At 46.4% G+C, this 17,789-nt stretch carries 17 protein-coding genes; 1 reads left to right on the top strand and 16 read right to left on the bottom strand.

Annotated features, from left to right (window positions below; all coding sequences use genetic code 11):
* Window positions 1-25: 25 nt before the first annotated feature.
* The 6 genes from QNH15_RS11000 to smc form a co-directional block, all read right to left on the bottom strand.
* A complete protein-coding gene (locus QNH15_RS11000; protein ID WP_061969387.1) occupies window positions 26-253 on the bottom strand; it encodes a KH domain-containing protein in 228 nt (75 codons plus the stop codon).
* Between the two features lie 14 nt (window positions 254-267).
* Window positions 268-540: a 30S ribosomal protein S16 gene (rpsP, locus tag QNH15_RS10995; RefSeq protein WP_061969385.1), complete on the bottom strand. Its 273-nt coding sequence runs from the start codon at window positions 538-540 to the stop codon at window positions 268-270.
* Between the two features lie 88 nt (window positions 541-628).
* The gene (gene ffh, locus QNH15_RS10990) at window positions 629-1,972 is read right to left on the bottom strand and encodes a signal recognition particle protein (protein WP_061969383.1); all 1,344 of its coding nucleotides are present in this window, start codon (window positions 1,970-1,972) and stop codon (window positions 629-631) included.
* Window positions 1,973-1,986: 14 nt separating this feature from the next.
* Window positions 1,987-2,310: a putative DNA-binding protein gene (locus tag QNH15_RS10985; RefSeq protein WP_061969381.1), complete on the bottom strand. Its 324-nt coding sequence runs from the start codon at window positions 2,308-2,310 to the stop codon at window positions 1,987-1,989.
* Between the two features lie 535 nt (window positions 2,311-2,845).
* Window positions 2,846-3,835, bottom strand: a complete 990-nt coding sequence (gene ftsY / locus QNH15_RS10980) for a signal recognition particle-docking protein FtsY (RefSeq protein WP_283894661.1) — start codon at window positions 3,833-3,835, stop codon at window positions 2,846-2,848.
* 25 nt (window positions 3,836-3,860) lie between these two features.
* Window positions 3,861-7,427 carry a chromosome segregation protein SMC gene (smc, locus tag QNH15_RS10975; protein ID WP_283894659.1) on the bottom strand — a complete coding sequence of 1,189 codons (3,567 nt, stop codon included), beginning with the start codon at window positions 7,425-7,427 and terminating at the stop codon, window positions 3,861-3,863.
* 106 nt (window positions 7,428-7,533) lie between these two features.
* On the opposite strand from smc, the gene QNH15_RS10970 reads away from it, so the two are divergent.
* Window positions 7,534-7,761, top strand: a complete 228-nt coding sequence (locus QNH15_RS10970; protein WP_240482212.1) for a DUF1128 domain-containing protein — start codon at window positions 7,534-7,536, stop codon at window positions 7,759-7,761.
* Window positions 7,762-7,801: 40 nt separating this feature from the next.
* Here the strand turns inward: QNH15_RS10970 and rnc are convergent, their stop codons facing one another.
* From rnc to QNH15_RS10920, 10 genes are all read right to left on the bottom strand, one after another.
* Window positions 7,802-8,509 (bottom strand): ribonuclease III, encoded by a 708-nt coding sequence (gene rnc / locus QNH15_RS10965; protein WP_061971572.1) that lies wholly within the window; start codon window positions 8,507-8,509, stop codon window positions 7,802-7,804.
* Between the two features lie 175 nt (window positions 8,510-8,684).
* Window positions 8,685-8,921 (bottom strand): acyl carrier protein, encoded by a 237-nt coding sequence (gene acpP / locus QNH15_RS10960; RefSeq protein ID WP_061969375.1) that lies wholly within the window; start codon window positions 8,919-8,921, stop codon window positions 8,685-8,687.
* 69 nt (window positions 8,922-8,990) lie between these two features.
* Entirely contained in the window at window positions 8,991-9,731 is a 741-nt protein-coding gene (fabG, locus tag QNH15_RS10955; RefSeq protein WP_283894656.1) for a 3-oxoacyl-[acyl-carrier-protein] reductase, read from the bottom strand.
* Between the two features lie 4 nt (window positions 9,732-9,735).
* Window positions 9,736-10,674: an ACP S-malonyltransferase gene (gene fabD / locus QNH15_RS10950; RefSeq protein WP_283894655.1), complete on the bottom strand. Its 939-nt coding sequence runs from the start codon at window positions 10,672-10,674 to the stop codon at window positions 9,736-9,738.
* Window positions 10,674-11,681 carry a phosphate acyltransferase PlsX gene (gene plsX, locus QNH15_RS10945; RefSeq protein ID WP_283894653.1) on the bottom strand — a complete coding sequence of 336 codons (1,008 nt, stop codon included), beginning with the start codon at window positions 11,679-11,681 and terminating at the stop codon, window positions 10,674-10,676. Before plsX ends, fabD begins: the two co-directional genes overlap by 1 nt.
* The gene (fapR, locus tag QNH15_RS10940; RefSeq protein ID WP_283894651.1) at window positions 11,678-12,256 is read right to left on the bottom strand and encodes a transcription factor FapR; all 579 of its coding nucleotides are present in this window, start codon (window positions 12,254-12,256) and stop codon (window positions 11,678-11,680) included. The genes plsX and fapR overlap by 4 nt, the downstream gene beginning before the upstream one ends.
* Window positions 12,257-12,405: 149 nt before the next feature.
* Window positions 12,406-14,448: an ATP-dependent DNA helicase RecG gene (gene recG, locus QNH15_RS10935; protein ID WP_283894649.1), complete on the bottom strand. Its 2,043-nt coding sequence runs from the start codon at window positions 14,446-14,448 to the stop codon at window positions 12,406-12,408.
* The gene (sdaAA, locus tag QNH15_RS10930) at window positions 14,445-15,332 is read right to left on the bottom strand and encodes an L-serine ammonia-lyase, iron-sulfur-dependent, subunit alpha (RefSeq protein ID WP_283894647.1); all 888 of its coding nucleotides are present in this window, start codon (window positions 15,330-15,332) and stop codon (window positions 14,445-14,447) included. The genes recG and sdaAA overlap by 4 nt, the downstream gene beginning before the upstream one ends.
* 21 nt (window positions 15,333-15,353) lie before the next feature.
* Window positions 15,354-16,016, bottom strand: a complete 663-nt coding sequence (sdaAB, locus tag QNH15_RS10925) for an L-serine ammonia-lyase, iron-sulfur-dependent subunit beta (RefSeq protein WP_129476040.1) — start codon at window positions 16,014-16,016, stop codon at window positions 15,354-15,356.
* Window positions 16,017-16,105: 89 nt separating this feature from the next.
* A complete protein-coding gene (locus QNH15_RS10920; protein WP_283894644.1) occupies window positions 16,106-17,788 on the bottom strand; it encodes a DAK2 domain-containing protein in 1,683 nt (560 codons plus the stop codon).
* Between the last annotated feature and the right edge of the window lies 1 nt (window position 17,789).

Here is a 17,789-nt window from a genome sequence, read left to right as displayed (position 1 = left end):
AGAAGTTTATACTGCATTCCCAAATCTATACGATTTCAAGTGAAATGCGCTTGTTCTGACTCGTTCCTGCAGCGTTGACAACAGTTCGGATGGCTTTTGCCACCCTGCCCTGTTTACCGATGACCTTGCCCATGTCTGAGCTGTGGACGGTCAATTGGTAAACGAGCTTTTCCCCGTCTTCTACTTCTTTTACGCTGACTTCTTCTGGATGATCAACAAGAGCCTTAACAATCGTTTCGATCAACTCTGTCATCATATCATCACCCATTATTTTTGTAGTTTAGCGTTGTGATACTTTTCCATTAGTCCAGCGTTAGAGAAAAGGTTGCGTACAGTGTCTGAAGGCTTCGCGCCATCAAGCATCCATTTAAGAGCCTGCTCTTCGTTGATTTTAACTTCTGCAGGGTTTGCAACCGGATTGTAGGTACCAATCTCTTCAATAAAGCGGCCATCACGCGGTGCGCGGGAATCTGCTACTACTACACGATAAAATGGAGCTTTCTTTTGCCCCATGCGTTTTAAACGAATTTTTACTGCCATTGTAAAAATACACCTCCGAAAATTGTTCACACAAATCAATATAATATAATAAACTTCCAGCTTTGTAAACCAGAAAATTCATCCAATCTTACATAAACGGAAATTTCATTCCGCCTTTCTTCTTGCCTTTCATCATGCCGGACATCTGCTTCATCATCTTTTTCATTTCATCGAACTGCTTGATCAGCCGGTTGACCTCCTGTACAGTGCGACCGCTGCCCTTGGCAATCCTTCTTCTTCTTGAAGCGTTAATGATTTCTGGCTGCTCTCTTTCAAGCTTGGTCATCGATTTGATAATCGCTTCGACATGGCCGATTTGTTTATCATCGATCGAAACATTCTTTAAGCCCTTCATCTTGTTGGCGCCCGGCATCATGCTGAGCAGCTCATCAAGTGGACCCAGGCTTTTGACCTGCCCCATCTGATCAAGAAAATCATCAAAGGTAAAGGACATGTCCCGCATTTTTTTCTGCAGTTCTTTTGCCTTTTCCTCATCCACATTTGTTTGTGCTTTTTCAATCAGCGTCAGCACATCACCCATGCCGAGGATTCTCGACGACATTCTGTCTGGATGGAACGGCTCGAGAGCGTCCATTTTTTCTCCCATACCGACAAATTTAATCGGAAGGTCAGTAACCGCTTTAATGGAAAGTGCGGCACCGCCCCGGGTATCGCCATCGAGTTTGGTCAGCACAACGCCCGTCAGCCCAAGCTGCTCATTAAAGCTCTCGGCTACGTTCACTGCGTCCTGCCCTGTCATGGCATCCACCACCAGGAAAATTTCATTCGGGTTTGAAATTTCTTTGACCTTTTGAAGCTCATCCATCAGTTCTTCATCGATATGCAGGCGTCCTGCCGTATCTATGATTACATAATCATGATGCTCTTCCTTCGCCTTGGCGATGGCCTGTTTGGCAATCTCCACAGGGCTTACCTGATCCCCAAGTGAAAAAACAGGAAGATTCAGCTGCCCGCCCACGGTTTCCAGCTGTTTAATCGCAGCTGGACGATAAATATCGGCAGCGACCAAAAGCGGGTTGCGGTTATGCTTCTTGCGAAGGTGGTTCGCAAGCTTTCCGGTTGTGGTCGTTTTACCCGCTCCTTGCAGACCCACCATCATAATGACGGTCGGCGGCCGGTTGTTCACTGCAATCTTGCTTTGCTCGCCGCCCAACAAGGTGGTAAGCTCATCATGAACAACTTTCACAACCTGCTGCCCGGGAGTCAGGCTCTTCAGCACTTCCTGCCCCACAGAGCGTTCGGTCACCCGTTTAATAAAATCTTTGACAACCCGGAAGTTAACATCGGCTTCAAGGAGCGCAAGACGGACTTCGCGCATCATTTCTTTTACATCTGCTTCCGTCACCTTGCCCTTGCCCCTGATTTTCTGCAGGGTGTTCTGAAGCCGGTCGGCCAATCCTTCAAATGCCATAGTATTGTCGCCTCCTATTCCATGTTTTCAAGGCGATCAATGATCTCAAGAACTTTATCAGACGAATTTCCGAGCAGTTCTTTTAATCTGGAAAGTAACTGATCGCGTTCCTGAAATTTCGCAAATAAACCGAGCTTTTCCTCGTACTCTTCAAGCATCGCCTCTGTCCGTTTAATATTATCATAAACGGCCTGGCGGCTTACATTATATTGTTCAGCGATTTCTCCAAGAGAAAAGTCATCCAGATAATAAAGAGCCATGTAATTCTTTTGCTTCGGGGTCAGCAATGACTGATAAAAGTCAAACAAATAATTAATTCTCGTTGTCTTATCCAGCATTTCAACACCCCTTGTTAAGTGAAAAGCCTTTACGTTAAATTATAGTACACTGGACATAGCCCAATGTCAAGTTTTTTTCTTGATAGCAAAGAAAAGCTGAAGGGACCGTTTAGAGACGAAAGGCGTTGGAACTTTAACACAGCAACACGCTCTTTGTGTTGGGGTGGTAAAGTGAAACGACAGAGTCTCTGGTCCCTGAAGCTGGATCATAAAGAAAAGCTGAGGCGGCCGTCTAGAGATGAAAGGCACTGGAACTCTTGAACTAAAACACGCTCTTTGTGTTGTGGTGAAAGAGTGAAGTGACCGAATCTCTGGCCGTCGAAGCTGGATCACATAAGAAAAGCTGAGGTGCCCCGTTCAGGGACGAAAAACATTGGAGGGCTTTGGCATAAAACGCTTTTTGTTTTCTGACAAAGACCGAAATGATCGAGTCCCTGGGCGCCGAAGCAAGATCATTACGAAAAGCTGAGATTAACCCATAACAAAGTGGTTTACTTAGTTCGTTTTGGACATTTTGCACACAAAAAAAGCGGAATTACTCCGCTTTTTCTTCATCCTCCAGGCCGGAAAACAAGCCGTAAACAAATTGATCGGGATCAAACGCCTGCAGATCATCAATTTTTTCTCCCAAGCCGACAAATTTCACAGGAATATCCAGTTCATTTCGGATGCCCAGAACAATGCCACCCTTCGCCGTGCCGTCCAGCTTGGTTAGGACAAGCCCTGTCACATTGGTCGACTGGCTGAACGTTTTCGCCTGGTTCATGGCATTTTGTCCGGTGGTTGCATCCACAACAAGCAAGACTTCATGAGGTGCTCCCGGCACTTCACGTTCGATGACGCGTTTTACTTTTTCAAGTTCGTTCATCAGGTTTACTTTGTTTTGGAGCCTCCCTGCCGTATCGCAGAGAAGAACGTCGGCATTTCTCGATTTTGCTGCCTTTAAACTGTCATAGATCACCGCTGCAGGATCAGAACCTTCCTGGTGCTTGATTACATCTACACCAGCACGCTGCCCCCAGACCTCTAGCTGCTCGATCGCTCCTGCCCTAAACGTATCTCCCGCTGCAAGCAGAACCGATTTCCCCTCCTGCTTCAACTGGTGGGCGAGCTTTCCGATGGTGGTCGTTTTTCCGACACCATTAACACCGACAAACAGGATGACGGACATCCCTTCGGTTTGCAGATTCAGTTTACCCTCCTGATCACCTTTGTGCAGCATACCGGCGAGCGTTTCAGAAATCGCCGATTTTAAATCCTCCGTATTTTGGATGTTTCTTGTTCTGGAAACATCTTTGAGCTGATCTATGAGTTCCATGACCGTATGAACACCAACATCAGCAGAAATCAAGATTTCCTCCAGTTCTTCAAAAAATTCCTCATCTACTTTTCTGTAGCGTTTCACCAGGTCATTGACTCGTGTTGAAAATGAAGTTCTTGTTTTTTCCAGTCCGCTTTTGAATTTTTCGGATACCGAATCGGATTGTGTCGTAAATTTTTCTTTTAATCGTTTTAAAAAGCTCATGCTTTCCTCCTATGTTCTCTATTGGTCAGTTTGTACCGACAAGTTCCTTTGATTCCTCAAGTTTCACAGAAACCAGCTTGGATACACCAGATTCCTGCATGGTCACACCGTACAGAACATCTGCTTCTTCCATCGTACCCTTTCTGTGGGTTACCACGATAAATTGCGTCCCTTTGCTGAATGTTCTTAAATAGCTGGCATACCGGCCAACGTTGGCATCATCAAGCGCAGCCTCTACCTCGTCAAGAATGCAAAAAGGGACGGGACGCACTTTCAGGATGGCAAACAGCAGGGCGATCGCTGTCAGCGCCCGCTCTCCTCCAGACAACAACGCAAGATGCTGCAGTTTTTTTCCTGGAGGCTGGGCTAGAATGTCCACTCCTGTTGTCAGCAGGTTTTCCGGATTGGTAAGAGAGAGATCGGCTCTGCCTCCCCCGAACAGCTCCTTGAAAATCTGTCCAAAATGAGAGCGTATGCCGGTAAACGTTTCTTCAAATCTTTTTTTCATTTCGATGTCCATTTCATCAATGACCCCATGTAGGGTTTCCTTTGCTTCCACCAAATCCTGTTTTTGTTCGGTAAGGAAATTGAACCGCTGGGACACACGTTCATATTCTTCAATGGCTCCAATGTTGACCAGACCCAGTTCTTCAATGGCCAATTTGATCAATTTTACTTTTTTCCTTGCTTCGTCTGCTTCTATGGAAAGCGCAAACTTTTCCTTGGCGCCTTCAAATGACAGTTCATATTCTTCGCGCAAATGGGTGAGGCGGTTATCAAGTTCAACATCCAGCCGGTTTATGCTTACTTCTTCGGTGCGGAGTGCATCATTGAGCTGTTTAAGAATTCGTTTCGATTCTTTAAGCTCCCTGTCACGGTCCTCCGACTTCTGGTAAAGTTCAAGCCTCTCCCGCCTGCGCTGTGAGATCAAATGGAGAACCGCGTTTTTATCCTGCCGTTTGGACGCAATATGCCCGTCCAGTACTTCTTCACCGGATGAATTACTGTTCATTTCTTCCTCAAGCATCCAGAAGTCCTGATCGGTTTCCTCAAGCTGGGCCGTTACATCCTTTAATTCCGACCGGAGTCGGACCAGCTTTTCCTGCTGATTGGCGGTCTGCTGCTCCTTTTCGGCAATTTTGATTTTTATTGCGGTGGCAGACTGCTGAATTTCTTCCTTGGATGTTTGCTGATCTTTTTTGCGAATCGTAAGCTCCTCGATTTTCTGCTCGAGCATTTCAGCCTCTATCTTGTTGTCTTCAAGGGAGGCTTCAAGCTCGGTAATTCGTTCAGCAATGGAATTTTGCTCCGTATGATAGCTATTTTTTTCGCGGTCATAAAGAGATAGCCTGTCATTCAGATTTTTCTCTTCTATCTCAATTTCCCGCAATTTGCTTTTGAGCGATTGTTCTTCCAGGCGGCTGTTTTCCCCCTCCTGCCTGAACGCATCCAGCTGTTCACGCAATTGGAGAATCGCCGCTTTGGAATCTTTCACCTGGGCCTCGGCAAAAGCCGTCTGGTGTTCCATCTTTTCCAGCTTTTCGGTCACCTGGTCCAGTTCACGCTGCCGTCCCAGAAGTGAGGAGTTCTTTTGTTTAACACTTCCTCCTGTCATCGAGCCGCCGGCACTTACGACATCTCCTTCGAGCGTGACAATACGATACTTGTACCTAAAGATTTTGGCGATTTCATTGGCGCCTTCTATTGTTTTGGCAATAACAATGTTCCCCAAAAGGTTGGCGATAATTTTTTCATAGCTGGAATCGGCAGCCACCAATTGGCTCGCCACTCCAACAAAAGCGGGGTGGGACGCAGCAAGACTGAGATCAGAAGGCTGAATATACCGTCCTTTGATCACCGACATCGGCAAAAAGGTTGCCCGCCCATACCTTTTCTTCTTCAGGAATGAAATGGCGGCGACGGCATCCTTTTCACTCTGTGTCACGATGTGCTGCATGGACCCGCCGAGCGCCGTTTCAATAGCGGTTTCCACTTCGGCCGGTACACTGATTAATTCAGCAACCGCTCCTTCAATGCCGGTAAGGGTGCTTTTGGCCTTTAGCACCTCTTTTACGCCCTGCATAAAGCCCTGGTATTCGTCCTGCATGGATTCAAGCCATTCTTTTTTCGATTTGAACTGCTGAATAAACTGATACGCTTGATACAGTTTATCTTGTTTTTCCTCATTTTCATTTTCTTTTTGTTCGAGTTGTTTTTTCAGTTTGGCATACTGCTCGAGGTGGCCCGATATTTTTGTCTCGGCCGCTTTGACCTGTTCAAGGAGCGCAAGCTTTTCCGTGTGGACGTTTTCCCGCTGTTCAATATAACCTTCATGTTCTTTGTCCAGACGGGTGGATTTAAACTGCTGCTGACTCTTCTGGTCTGTTAAATATCGCATCTCATTTTTGATCGATGCTGAGCTGTTCAGAGCCTCAAAGTATTCACTTTTCAGCCGTTCGATCTCAGCTTCAAGATCCAGCTCCATAACAGACAACCGGCTTTCTTCTTCTTTCAGCTGATTCCTAAGTGTTCGGAGTTGTTTCTTTTGCTCGCCGAATAAACGTTCCCCTTCCGCTGAAGCATGCTCCAGCTCCTCCTTTTTTTTCTTGAGGTTCTGAATCTGCTGTTTCAGGGATTCTTTATTCTGATGATAGTTTTTCTTTCTTTCCTTTAAAACCTCACGTTTTCCTTCGAGTTTTTCCAGTTCCTCGCTCGCCACCAGCAAAGACTGCTGCAGCTCGTCGATCGATTCGTCAAGCGCCTGGATATCCGAACGCATGCGTTCAAGCGATGCCTCTTCATTTTTCACCTTGGCCGCAAGTGCAGAATCCTTTGTTTTCAGCTCATCCACAAGTTTGGACTGTTTTTCCCATTTCCCGTGCAGTTCTTCAATCTCATACACCGTTAATGCGACTTCAATTTGCTCGAGTTCCTCTTTCTTCTCCAGAAAATCCTTGGCAATGGAAGCCTGGATCTCGAGCGGCTCAACCTGTCCTTCCAATTCATAAATAATGTCTTCAACGCGATTCAGGTTCTCTTGTGTTTCATACAGCTTGGCTTCTGCTTTTTGTTTTCGTGTTTTATATTTCAAAACACCGGCCGCTTCTTCGAAAATCTTCCGCCGGTCCTCGGCCTTGCTGCTTAAAATTTCTTCAATTTTCCCCTGGCCGATAATGGAATATGCTTCACGGCCAAGTCCCGAATCCATAAACAAATCCACAATGTCCTTCAGCCGGCATTGCTGTTTATTCAGCAGGTATTCACTGTCACCTGAACGGTAAACTCTTCGGGTTACACTGATTTCATTATATTCAAGCGGAAGGTGCTGATCCTCATTGTCCAGCGTGAGGGTCACCTCAGCCACATTGAGCGGCTTTCGGTTGTCGCTTCCCGCAAAGATGATATCTTCCATTTTCGATCCGCGAAGTGATTTGGCCGACTGCTCCCCGAGCACCCAGCGGACAGCATCTGAAATATTACTTTTCCCGCTGCCGTTCGGGCCAACCACTGCCGTCACTCCCGGCACAAATTCAATATTGATTCGATCCGCAAAAGACTTAAAACCTACAACATCTAATCGTTTGAGGAACATCTTAATCCCCCTTATGTATTCTTAACTAATTTATTTTACCATAGATCAACATACAAATAGATTCATTTATGCTACAATTAACAAGAAAGAGGAAAGAAAGGGTGCTATGATGAATTTAACCACTCCCAGCCAGGAAAATATAGAGTTCATGATTGAAGCCGTAAAAAGAAAGCTGCAGCTCGTAAATTCCGGCTTGATTCAGGGTGACGATTACACCGTTGACCAATATGAAGACATTAAAGACCTCTATGAAATGGTCATGAAAATGCCCGGTTTCAGTGTTCGTGATATGGAAGGCATTGTGTCCGAGCTTGGTTCACTGAAAAAGAAATAATGACTACATAATGAAAAAACACCCTCATGCAGGGTGTTTTTTAATGTTTCATTATTTTCTCCAGCGCTTCCTGTGCAGCATGCTGCTCCGCTTCCTTTTTTGAGCGGCCATAGCCTACGCCAAAAGGGTCTTCGTTCAGCTTGACCTCTGAAACAAATTCACGGTTATGCGCCGGCCCTTTTTCCTGAATGATCTTATAATCGATCGTACCAAGGCCTTCCCGCTGTACATACTCCTGAAGCTGGCTCTTAAAATCCATCACATGAGAAAAAGCACCTTCATTGATTCGGGGAAATACATGAATTTCCAAAAATTCCCTGACGGCTTCGAGTCCTTTATCCAGATACAGTGCACCAATAAAGGCTTCAAAGACATCAGCGAGCAGTGCAGGCCTTGTACGCCCGCCTGTATTTTCCTCACCCTTGCCGAGCTGCACATAATCCCCAAAATGAAGCTCATTGGCCAAAATAACAAGAGAAGGCTCGCATACGATTGCTGCTCTCAGTTTTGTCAGTTCACCTTCACTCATGGTGGAAAATTTGGAGTAAAGAAACTGAGAAATGGTTAATTCCAGCACGGCGTCCCCCAGAAACTCAAGCCGTTCGTTGTCTTCATACGGACGTCCCCGATGCTCATTCACATATGATGAATGTGTAAATGCCTGTACCAGCAGTTTTTCATTGTCAAAAAAAAGATTAATTCGTTCCTGCAAAGGAGCTACCTTTTGTTTTCGTACTTTTTCGTCCATTAATTTTCTCGACGGGTGTTTAAACCGTTGTCGGGAACCTTTTTTATTGTTTGGCGTTTGTTTCTTTGAACCTTTCATCATTGCCTCCTGCATAACACTTAGAGGGTACCTGCTCATTCTTCTGCGAATAGGTTAAAGTCCCGCACGAGTCGTTACGGGACTTTTTAAAACATGATTAGTTGTTGTTGCTGTTTATGTAATTAACAACGTCTCCAACCGTTGTAATTTTTTCAGCATCTTCGTCAGAAATTTCCAAATCAAATTCGTCCTCTAGTTCCATTACTAGTTCAACAACATCCAAGGAATCCGCACCAAGATCTTCTTTAAAAGAAGCCTCAGGCTTAACCTCTGCAGCGTCTACACCAAGACGATCTACGATAATCTTCGAAACTCTTTCAATTACGTCTGCCATGTGTATTCACCTCCTTTCAATACTATATACCATTTAAGAAAAAAAAACTAGATAGAATAAGCGGTTCAGTTACATTACCATTCCGCCGTCCACATTGATGGTCTGTCCGGTAATATAAGAACTGCTGTCGCCTGCTAAAAACGTCACAAGCGAAGCAATATCATCTGTGCTGCCAAAACGCGCTAGCGGAATAGCTTTCAGCATTTCACCTTTAACATTTTCCTCAAGCACTTCAGTCATTTCCGTATCAATGAAACCTGGTGCAATGGCATTGACCGTAATGTTGCGGCTCGCCAGTTCCTTTGCCGTCGTTTTTGTCAGTCCGATCACACCAGCTTTGGCTGCAACATAGTTGGCCTGTCCAGGATTTCCTGAAACACCAACAATGGATGAAATGTTAATGATTCTTCCTTTTCTCTGCTTCATCATCTGGCGGGTGACCGCTTTTGTGCACAAAAACACACCTTTTAAGTTCGTATTGAGCACAGAATCCCATTCTTCTTCCTTCATGCGCATGAGCAGATTATCCTTGGTAATCCCTGCATTGTTAACAAGAATATCAAGTGAACCAAACTCTTCGATTACCCGTTTGACCATTCCGGTTACGGATTCACTGTCAGCAACATTCGCCTGAACAGCAATGGCTTCCTGCCCCATGGCGATAATTTCTTCCACGACTTCTTTTGCCTTCGCTTCACTGCCCGCATAGTTGACAGCGACTTTTGCTCCGTTTTTCGCCAATTCAAGTGCGATGGCTCTTCCGATTCCTCTTGATGCTCCTGTAACCAGAGCTGTTTTTCCGTTTAGCATGGAGTTACTCCCCCTTCAGCTTTTCAATTGCGGCATTCATACTTGCTTCGTCACTGATCGCGATGGTTGTTGCCCTGCGGTTGACCTTTTTCACAAGCCCTGAAAGAACTTTTCCCGGCCCGATTTCAATGAATGTATCCACTCCGAGCGCCATCAATTCATTCACTGTTTCTTCCCAGCGGACAGGAGAGTATATTTGTTTTACCAAGTTTTCTTTAATGACCGATGCTTCTTCTACAGGCTTGGCAGAAACGTTGGCAATGACCGGAACTTCAGCATTGCGAATCTCGATCTTATCAAGCACTTCCTTCATTTTTTGAGCAGCAGGTTCCATCAGCGATGAATGGAACGGACCGCTTACTTGCAGTGGAATGACCTTGGCTCCATTTTCCTTGGCAAGACTGGCGGCATCTGCCACTCCTTGTGCCGTTCCAGAAATCACAATCTGACCTGGGCAGTTTAAATTCGCCACTTGAACCGCATGGCCATTTTGAGATACTTTTTGCGTAATATCCTCCAAATCAGCCTGTTTCATTCCCAGTACTGCAGACATGGCGCCAACACCGGCGGGTACGGCTTCTTCCATAAAAAGCCCCCTCTGTCTTACTGCATACACAGCATCCTCGAATGACAGGCTTCCCGCTGCCACTAATGCCGAATACTCACCCAGGCTGTGGCCCGCAGTGTAATCGGCCTGGATGCCTTGCTTTTTAAATACAGCAAGCACAGCTGTGCTTGCTGTAAGCAATGCAGGCTGCGTATTTTCCGTACGTTTCAAGTCCTCTTCCGGTCCTTCAAAGATCACAGAAGAGAGGGAAAAGCCGAGCCTGTTGTCCGCTGATTCAAAAATAGTTCGGGCTTCCTCGAAATTTTGTGCCAGTTCCTGTGCCATTCCCACGCTTTGGGATCCCTGGCCAGGGAATAAAAAAGCAATTTTACTCATTATTCTTCCCCCTTTTTCTCGTTTTCTACTTCTTTCATTTTTTCGGCGATGATGGAAACGACCTTTTTCTCCACCATGGTTCGTGTTTGTCGAACGGCATTAAAAATGGCGTTCTCATCGGATGATCCGTGTGCTTTCACGACAGGAGCAGCAAGACCAAACAGTCCCGCGCCGCCATACTCCGAATAATCAAGTTTGCTTTTCAGGCCTTTCAGCCTTGGCTTCAAGAGACCCGCTGCCAGTTTGCTGACCGTTGTGGCCGTCAGTTCCTGCTTGAGCATGGAAAACATCATCAATGCCGTGCCTTCGATCGTTTTGAGGACGACATTTCCTGAAAAGCCGTCACACACCACCACATCCGCTGCTCCGTTCAGCAGATCTCGCGCTTCCACATTTCCGATAAAATGAACGGGCGCGTCCTTCAGGAGGGAAAAAGCAGCCTTACTTAAGGCATTTCCTTTTTCATCCTCTGTGCCTACGTTCAACAGTCCGACTTTTGGATGTTTGATTCCGCGGACCTGCTCCGCATAGGTGCTGCCCATAATGGCATATTGAAGCAGATGCTCCGGCTTAGCGTCCATATTGGCGCCAACATCCAGGAGCAAAAACCCTTTGCCATCCATGGTGGGCAATGTCGGAGACAGTGCCGGGCGGTCAATTCCACTGATCCTGCCGACGTTGAACAGACCGGATGCCATAAGCGCCCCCGTATTTCCCGCTGAAATGCAGGCATCTGCCCGCCCCTCCTTCACTTCTTTGGCGGCGAGAACCATGGAAGCATTCTTTTTCTTTCGCACGGCACGAACCGGCTCTTCATCGCTTCCAATTTTCTCCTCGGTATGCATGACCTCCACCCTATCTGAAGAAGTCAGATAGGGTGAGATTTTATTTTCATCCCCAATTAAAACAATGTTCAAATCCTCAAATGCAGAGAGTGCCTTTAATGCTCCCTTCACTTGAGCTTCAGGAGCGTTGTCTCCGCCCATTGCATCGATCGCAATTCTCATGTTGCACTTCCTTCCCTTCCTTCTCCAGTCGAACGGAACATAATGAATTGACCGGAAAAGACCGCTTCCTTTTCTACGTAGCTCGTAACCTCAACCGTAGTACGGTAGCCTTCTATTCTGTTTACTTTCGCTTTTGCCACCACCCGTTCCCCTTCTTTTACCTGCCGGGTAAAACGGATATTGGCTTTTGAGGTGAGCGCCAGTTCATCATTGATGATCGCTACAGCGAGCGAATTCGCCTGCGCAAAAAGATGGTGCCCCCTCGCTATTTTTGTTCGGGAAAACACATGTTCACTTTTAATATCCAATATGGAAATAGCCGCTTCATCCAGCTGAAGATCAATAATTTCCCCAATCACTTCTTCCAGCGGAAGCGCTTTGACCGTATCAAGCTGCTGCTGCGCTACATTTTTTATCCGTTCCCTGAGTTCGGGAATGGAAAGTTCCAACCGGTCCAGCCGGATCGTCTGCACACTGACCCGGAACTTTTCGGCCAGTTCTTCATCAGTTATGAAGGGCGTAGCCTCAATTGTGCTTTTCAGCAATGCCTGTCTTTCCTTTTTTGTTCTCTTCATGTATCCACACCATCCAGATATGCCAGTTCAGCATCAGCACGGCTAACCATTTTTTAAGAGCTGGTACTAATAGTAGTATATAATAGCAGCTATACCATTTCAAGAAAGGATAAAAGGGAAACCGCTGAGCTTCCGTGCTCAAAAGCGGGTCAGTCCAGGCGTTCGGAAGAAAAGGCTCCGGTCTGTTTCAGATAATCCCTTAGCGGTGCATAGGTGTCCTCTGTATAGAAAGCATTGGAGTTTACGAGCTTGGAAGCATCGTTTCTCGCCACTTCAAGCACCCGGTAATCATGAACGATATCGGCAATTTTGAAATCAGGAAGCCCGCTTTGTTTGTTTCCGAAAAAATCGCCTGGACCCCGAAGTTCAAGGTCCTTTTCTGATAAAACAAATCCATCGGATGTTTCCGTCATGATTCTCATTCTTTCTTTTCCTTCTTCCGATTTCGGGTCAGCAATCAGTATGCAGTAGGATTGGTCGCTCCCGCGCCCTACCCTGCCCCTGAGCTGATGAAGCTGCGAGAGGCCAAAACGCTCAGCGTCATAGATGACCATAATGGTCGCATTGGGTACATTAACCCCTACTTCCACCACTGTTGTGGATACGAGCACATGGCAGCGATTCTCCGCAAATTCCCTCATCACTTCTTCTTTTTCCGATGAGTGAAGCCTTCCGTGCATTAAGCCAACGTTATATTGTTGAAAATACTGCTGCAGCTGGGCATGTACATCGATGGCATTTTGAACATCCAGTTTGTCCGATTCCTCGATTAAAGGGCAGATGACATAAGCCTGTCTCCCCTCATCGAGCTCTTTTTGTACAAACCCAAGCACACGGTCCAGCATGTGGTGTTTTGCCCAATACGTTTCAATGGCTTTTCTGCCGGCAGGCATTTCATCAATGACCGATACATCCATATCTCCGAACACGGAAATGGCCAATGTTCTGGGAATCGGGGTAGCCGTCATGAACAGGACATCGGGGCTTTGTCCCTTTTCCCGCAGCACCCGGCGCTGTTTGACTCCAAACCGGTGCTGTTCATCGGTAATTACCAATCCCAGCTTCAAAAATTCCACTTCATCCTGTATCAATGCATGAGTTCCGATTAACACATCAACCTCTCCTGAAGCAAGTCTTGAGAGGATATCCGCTCTTCTTTTGCCTTTTACCGAGCTGGTCAGCAATTCAACGGTCAGATCATGGAGGCCAAGCAACTCACCGAGGGATTGAAAATGTTGTTCGGCCAGTATCTCGGTCGGCACCATCAGTGCTCCCTGTGTGCCCGATGCTATAGCTGCATACAGTGCGATTGCTGCCACAACCGTTTTCCCGGAGCCCACATCTCCTTGCAACAGCCGGTTCATTCTATAGGGAGAGGACATGTCGTTCAGTATTTCCTGGGTTACCCTGCCTTGAGCTCCTGTCAGCGGAAAGGGTAAAGAGGAGATAAACTTCTGCACATCTTCCTCCTTGAAATGCAAAGTTTCTCCGGCAGATTGTTCCCTGTTAATCTTTCGGAACATTTGCATCTTCAGCTGAAAAAGCAGAAATTCCTCATACACCATCCGTCTTCTTGCCTGCTTTAGATGTTCAAAAGTTTGAGGAAAATGGAGGCTATACAGTGCTTTGCTCCGCGCCCACAATTTGTAGGCGTCCCGTGTGGATGCCGGGAGCACTTCTTCCACTTGATCGCCATATTGGCTGAATCCCATTTTAATGAGCCTTCTAACCTGTTTGACGCTCATTTCTCCTTTTACCGGATACACCGGATCAATGCTTTCGTCCTGAGCTTGTATACCAAACTTGATGTCATTCACCGTCAACGTCATTTTATGAGCATCCCATTTTCCCGTAAGTGTTACCGTCTGGCCCGGTGTCAGCTGTTTTTTTAAATATGGCTGATTAAAAAAGACCGCTGTGATCAAATAACGGCCGATCAGCACACGGATACTCAGTTTTGATTTTTTCCTTGGAAAATAACGGAGAGAAGGTTCACTGTGAACCTTCCCTTCAATGGTTGCTCTTTCTTCATGTTTAACGTCCGCCAGATCCTTAAGCTGGTGATTATCATAACGGAACGGCAAGTATTCAAGCAGGTCCATAACTGAGACGATGCCAAGCTCCTGCAAAACCTCACGCTTGCTCTCCCCGATTCCGCTGACTTCTGTTACGTTCAGCTGATTCAGATTCATTTTTTGTTAAGGGCTATACCAAAAATCTTAGCTTCAAGCTCCCGGCCTGTTGGTGTAGCCGCCAGCCCTCCTTGTGCCGTTTCTTTTAAGGCCGTGGGCATGGTTTGTCCAATTTTATACATGGCATCAATGACTTCGTCGCAGGGAATTCTGCTTTTTATTCCGGCGAGTGCCATATCCGCTGCAACAATCGCATTGCTTGCACCCATTGCGTTACGCTTCACACAAGGAACTTCCACAAGTCCGGCCACGGGATCGCAAACAAGACCAAGCATGTTCTTTAAGGCAATGGCCATGGCTTCAGCCGACTGGGAAGGCGTGCCCCCTGCCAGTTCAACAACCGCGGCAGCGGCCATACCTGTGGCAGAACCTACTTCCGCCTGACAGCCCCCGGCTGCGCCTGAAATAGAGGCATTGTTGGCTACTACAAAACCAAAGGCTCCTGATGCAAACAAAAAGGCAACCATCTGTTCTCTCGTAGGATTTAATTTTTCCTTTAAGGCAAAAAGTACTCCTGGCACGACACCTGCCGAGCCTGCGGTTGGAGTGGCGCAGATGGTTCCCATCGCCGCATTCACTTCATTGGTGGCAATGGCTTTACTTACAGCATCGAGCATAAATTCACCGGACAGGCTTTTACCGCTTTTCATATAGTTTTGAAGGAGAAGAGCATCTCCGCCTGTCAAACCGGAGTGTGATTTAACATCCTGGGTGATACCCCGCTCTACTGCTTCCTCCATCACTTTAAGATTACGGTCCATCTGACTGATGATTTCATCTTTTGTCCGTCCCGTAATTTCCATTTCCTGTTCTATCATAATATCCGAGATTTTGCAGTTTTTCGCTTCGGCAAGTTCCACTAACTCGGCTACATTTCGAAACATACGACGTTCTTCCTTTCAAGGTTACTCGTTTATTTTTACTACTTGCTGAACAATGGGAAGAGCTTCGATCTCTTCAACAAGTACTTGATGCACGTTCTGGTCCACTTCAATAATCATTAGCGCTTCCTGCCCCTTTTCCTTTCGCGAGACACGCATATGTCCAATATTGATCTGATGCTTGGCCAGAACATTTGCCACACCTGCAATGGCGCCATAACGGTCATTATGGACAATAAGAAGGGCGGGGTGTTCACCGCTCAGCTGCAGATCGAATCCATTCAGTTCTGTTATTTCTATTTTTCCACCGCCGATTGAAATTCCAACCAGCTCAATTTTACCATGCTCATCTCCGAGAACAATCCTGGCTGTATTCGGGTGATCGGTAATCGCATCTTCTTCCGTCATTTTGATCTCAATGTTCTGCTCCTTTGCCAATGAAAGCGCATCCACAATCCGAGTGTCAAAAGTATCAAAATCCAGGATGCCTCCCACGATCGCAACATCGGTTCCATGACCCCGGTATGTTTTGGCGAACGATCCATAAAAAGAAATATGCGCATAGTCCGGTTTCCGTCCGAACAAGTCGCGGGCTACTCTTCCGATTCGTGCGGCACCCGCTGTATGAGAGCTTGAAGGTCCTATCATTACCGGACCAATAATATCAAAAACACTTTTGTACTTCATCTTTGTCCCTCCGAAAAAGAATATTACACATAAAAATATTCCCTTCATTACTGTATCATATCTGAACAATAATGAAGAGAACATCTTTCTTACTCAACCGAGATAATATACGGATAAATAGGCTGATTTCCGAGATGAACTTCCACTTCAACAGAGGGGTATGTTTCTTCAATGTACTGTACCAGTGATTTTGTTTCTTCCTCAGTTGCATCTTCTCCGGTGATCAACGTAAGAATCTCTGAATCCTCATCAACCATTTCTTTGATGAGCTGATGAAGAGCTTCTGTTTGATCAGGCATGGAAGCCACGATTTTTCCGTTCATAATTCCCATAAAATCACCTTTTTTGATCTCTATTCCGTCAATGGATGTGTCCCTGACAGCATGGGTCAATTGTCCGGATGTTACATGGTTCAGTGCCTCTGTCATCCTGCCCTGGTTTTCCTTCAGATTTACTGCCGGGTTGAAAGCAAGCAAGGCGGCCATTCCCTGAGGAACGTTTTTCGAGCGGACAATGGCAACATCCTGGTCGGCGACCGTGGCTGCCTGTTCGGCGGCCATGACAATATTGCCGTTATTCGGAAGAACGATGACCTTCTCTGCGTTCACTTCCTCAATGGCTTTCACGATGTCTTCCGTACTTGGGTTCATGGTCTGTCCGCCTTCAATGACATAACCTGCTCCAAGCGAAGTAAAGAGCTCCTTAATTCCGCTTCCCATGGCAACCGTTACGATTCCATATTCCTTTTTCTCGCTTTTGGCTGCCGGGCTGGCGGCCGGTTCGTGCATCGCCCGGTCGGATTCCAGGATGGCTGAATGCTGTTCTCTCATGTTTTCAATTTTTATGTTAATCAGGCTTCCGAAGCGCTGTGCCAGTGACAGCATGTCTCCAGGCTGTTCGGTATGAATATGAACCTTCACGAGCTCCTCATCAGCAACAACAAGCAATGAGTCGCCGTGCTGATTCAGCTCGTTTCGAAATTCATCTTCACTGAATGGTGCTTTTTTTATTTTATCATCTTCGAATCTCACCATAAATTCGGTGCAGTATCCGTAATGAATATCTTCGGTCTTCATATGGATCTGAGCTTTATGATGCTCGGCATTGACCATATCCTTCATGGAAGGTGCCTGCTGGGAAATTTCAGACAGTTCCTTTCCTTCAAGGGCAGAAAGAAATCCTTCATACACCGTCAGAAGCCCCTGTCCGCCGGAGTCCACCACCCCTACTTCCTTCAGTACAGGAAGCAAATCAGGAGTGCGATCAAGAGAAACTTTGGCTTCTTCAACAATCTCATACATGACGAGAAGAAGATCATCATTTTTCTTTGCTGACTTTACGGCTCGTCTGGCCGCATCTTTCGCCACTGTCAAAATGGTTCCTTCGATCGGTTTCATCACAGCTTTGTATGCTGTTTCCACTCCGTTCTCAAATGCTTTTGCAAAGTCAACCGAAGTAATCGTTGCCTTCCCTTCGATTGATTTTGAAAAACCACGGAAAAGCTGGGATAGTATTACCCCAGAGTTGCCTCTTGCTCCCATCAGCAGGCCGCGTGAAAAGACTTGAGCAACCTTGCCGATATCGGCGCTGGTATTTTGCTGAACTTCTTTTGCCCCGGAAGTGATGGTAAGGTTCATATTGGTCCCTGTATCTCCATCTGGAACAGGAAAGACATTGAGTGCATCAATCATTGCTGCATTTTTTGATAAGTTTGCGGCACCGAGTGCAACCATGGCCGCAAACTTATTACCGTCTAAAACTGTTAAAGACACA

This window comes from Fictibacillus enclensis, from assembly GCF_030123385.1.
Classification (GTDB): domain Bacteria; phylum Bacillota; class Bacilli; order Bacillales; family Fictibacillaceae; genus Fictibacillus_C; species Fictibacillus_C enclensis.
Note: the sequence above shows the minus strand (reverse complement) of the source record. Positions and strands in the feature narration are given on the sequence as shown.

Coding starts and splice junctions, on each gene's coding strand:
- rnc (WP_061971572.1), bottom strand. CDS start 8,509: ATGGACGAAAAAGTACGAAAACAAAAGGTAGCTCCTTTGCAGGAACGA.
- QNH15_RS11000 (WP_061969387.1), bottom strand. CDS start 253: ATGACAGAGTTGATCGAAACGATTGTTAAGGCTCTTGTTGATCATCCA.
- rpsP (WP_061969385.1), bottom strand. CDS start 540: ATGGCAGTAAAAATTCGTTTAAAACGCATGGGGCAAAAGAAAGCTCCA.
- sdaAB (WP_129476040.1), bottom strand. CDS start 16,016: ATGAAGTACAAAAGTGTTTTTGATATTATTGGTCCGGTAATGATAGGA.
- fapR (WP_283894651.1), bottom strand. CDS start 12,256: ATGAAGAGAACAAAAAAGGAAAGACAGGCATTGCTGAAAAGCACAATT.
- ftsY (WP_283894661.1), bottom strand. CDS start 3,835: ATGAGCTTTTTAAAACGATTAAAAGAAAAATTTACGACACAATCCGAT.
- QNH15_RS10985 (WP_061969381.1), bottom strand. CDS start 2,310: ATGCTGGATAAGACAACGAGAATTAATTATTTGTTTGACTTTTATCAG.
- plsX (WP_283894653.1), bottom strand. CDS start 11,681: ATGAGAATTGCGATCGATGCAATGGGCGGAGACAACGCTCCTGAAGCT.
- smc (WP_283894659.1), bottom strand. CDS start 7,427: ATGTTCCTCAAACGATTAGATGTTGTAGGTTTTAAGTCTTTTGCGGAT.
- fabG (WP_283894656.1), bottom strand. CDS start 9,731: ATGCTAAACGGAAAAACAGCTCTGGTTACAGGAGCATCAAGAGGAATC.
- sdaAA (WP_283894647.1), bottom strand. CDS start 15,332: ATGTTTCGAAATGTAGCCGAGTTAGTGGAACTTGCCGAAGCGAAAAAC.
- recG (WP_283894649.1), bottom strand. CDS start 14,448: ATGAATCTGAATCAGCTGAACGTAACAGAAGTCAGCGGAATCGGGGAG.
- ffh (WP_061969383.1), bottom strand. CDS start 1,972: ATGGCATTTGAAGGATTGGCCGACCGGCTTCAGAACACCCTGCAGAAA.
- acpP (WP_061969375.1), bottom strand. CDS start 8,921: ATGGCAGACGTAATTGAAAGAGTTTCGAAGATTATCGTAGATCGTCTT.
- fabD (WP_283894655.1), bottom strand. CDS start 10,674: ATGAGTAAAATTGCTTTTTTATTCCCTGGCCAGGGATCCCAAAGCGTG.
- QNH15_RS10970 (WP_240482212.1), top strand. CDS start 7,534: ATGATGAATTTAACCACTCCCAGCCAGGAAAATATAGAGTTCATGATT.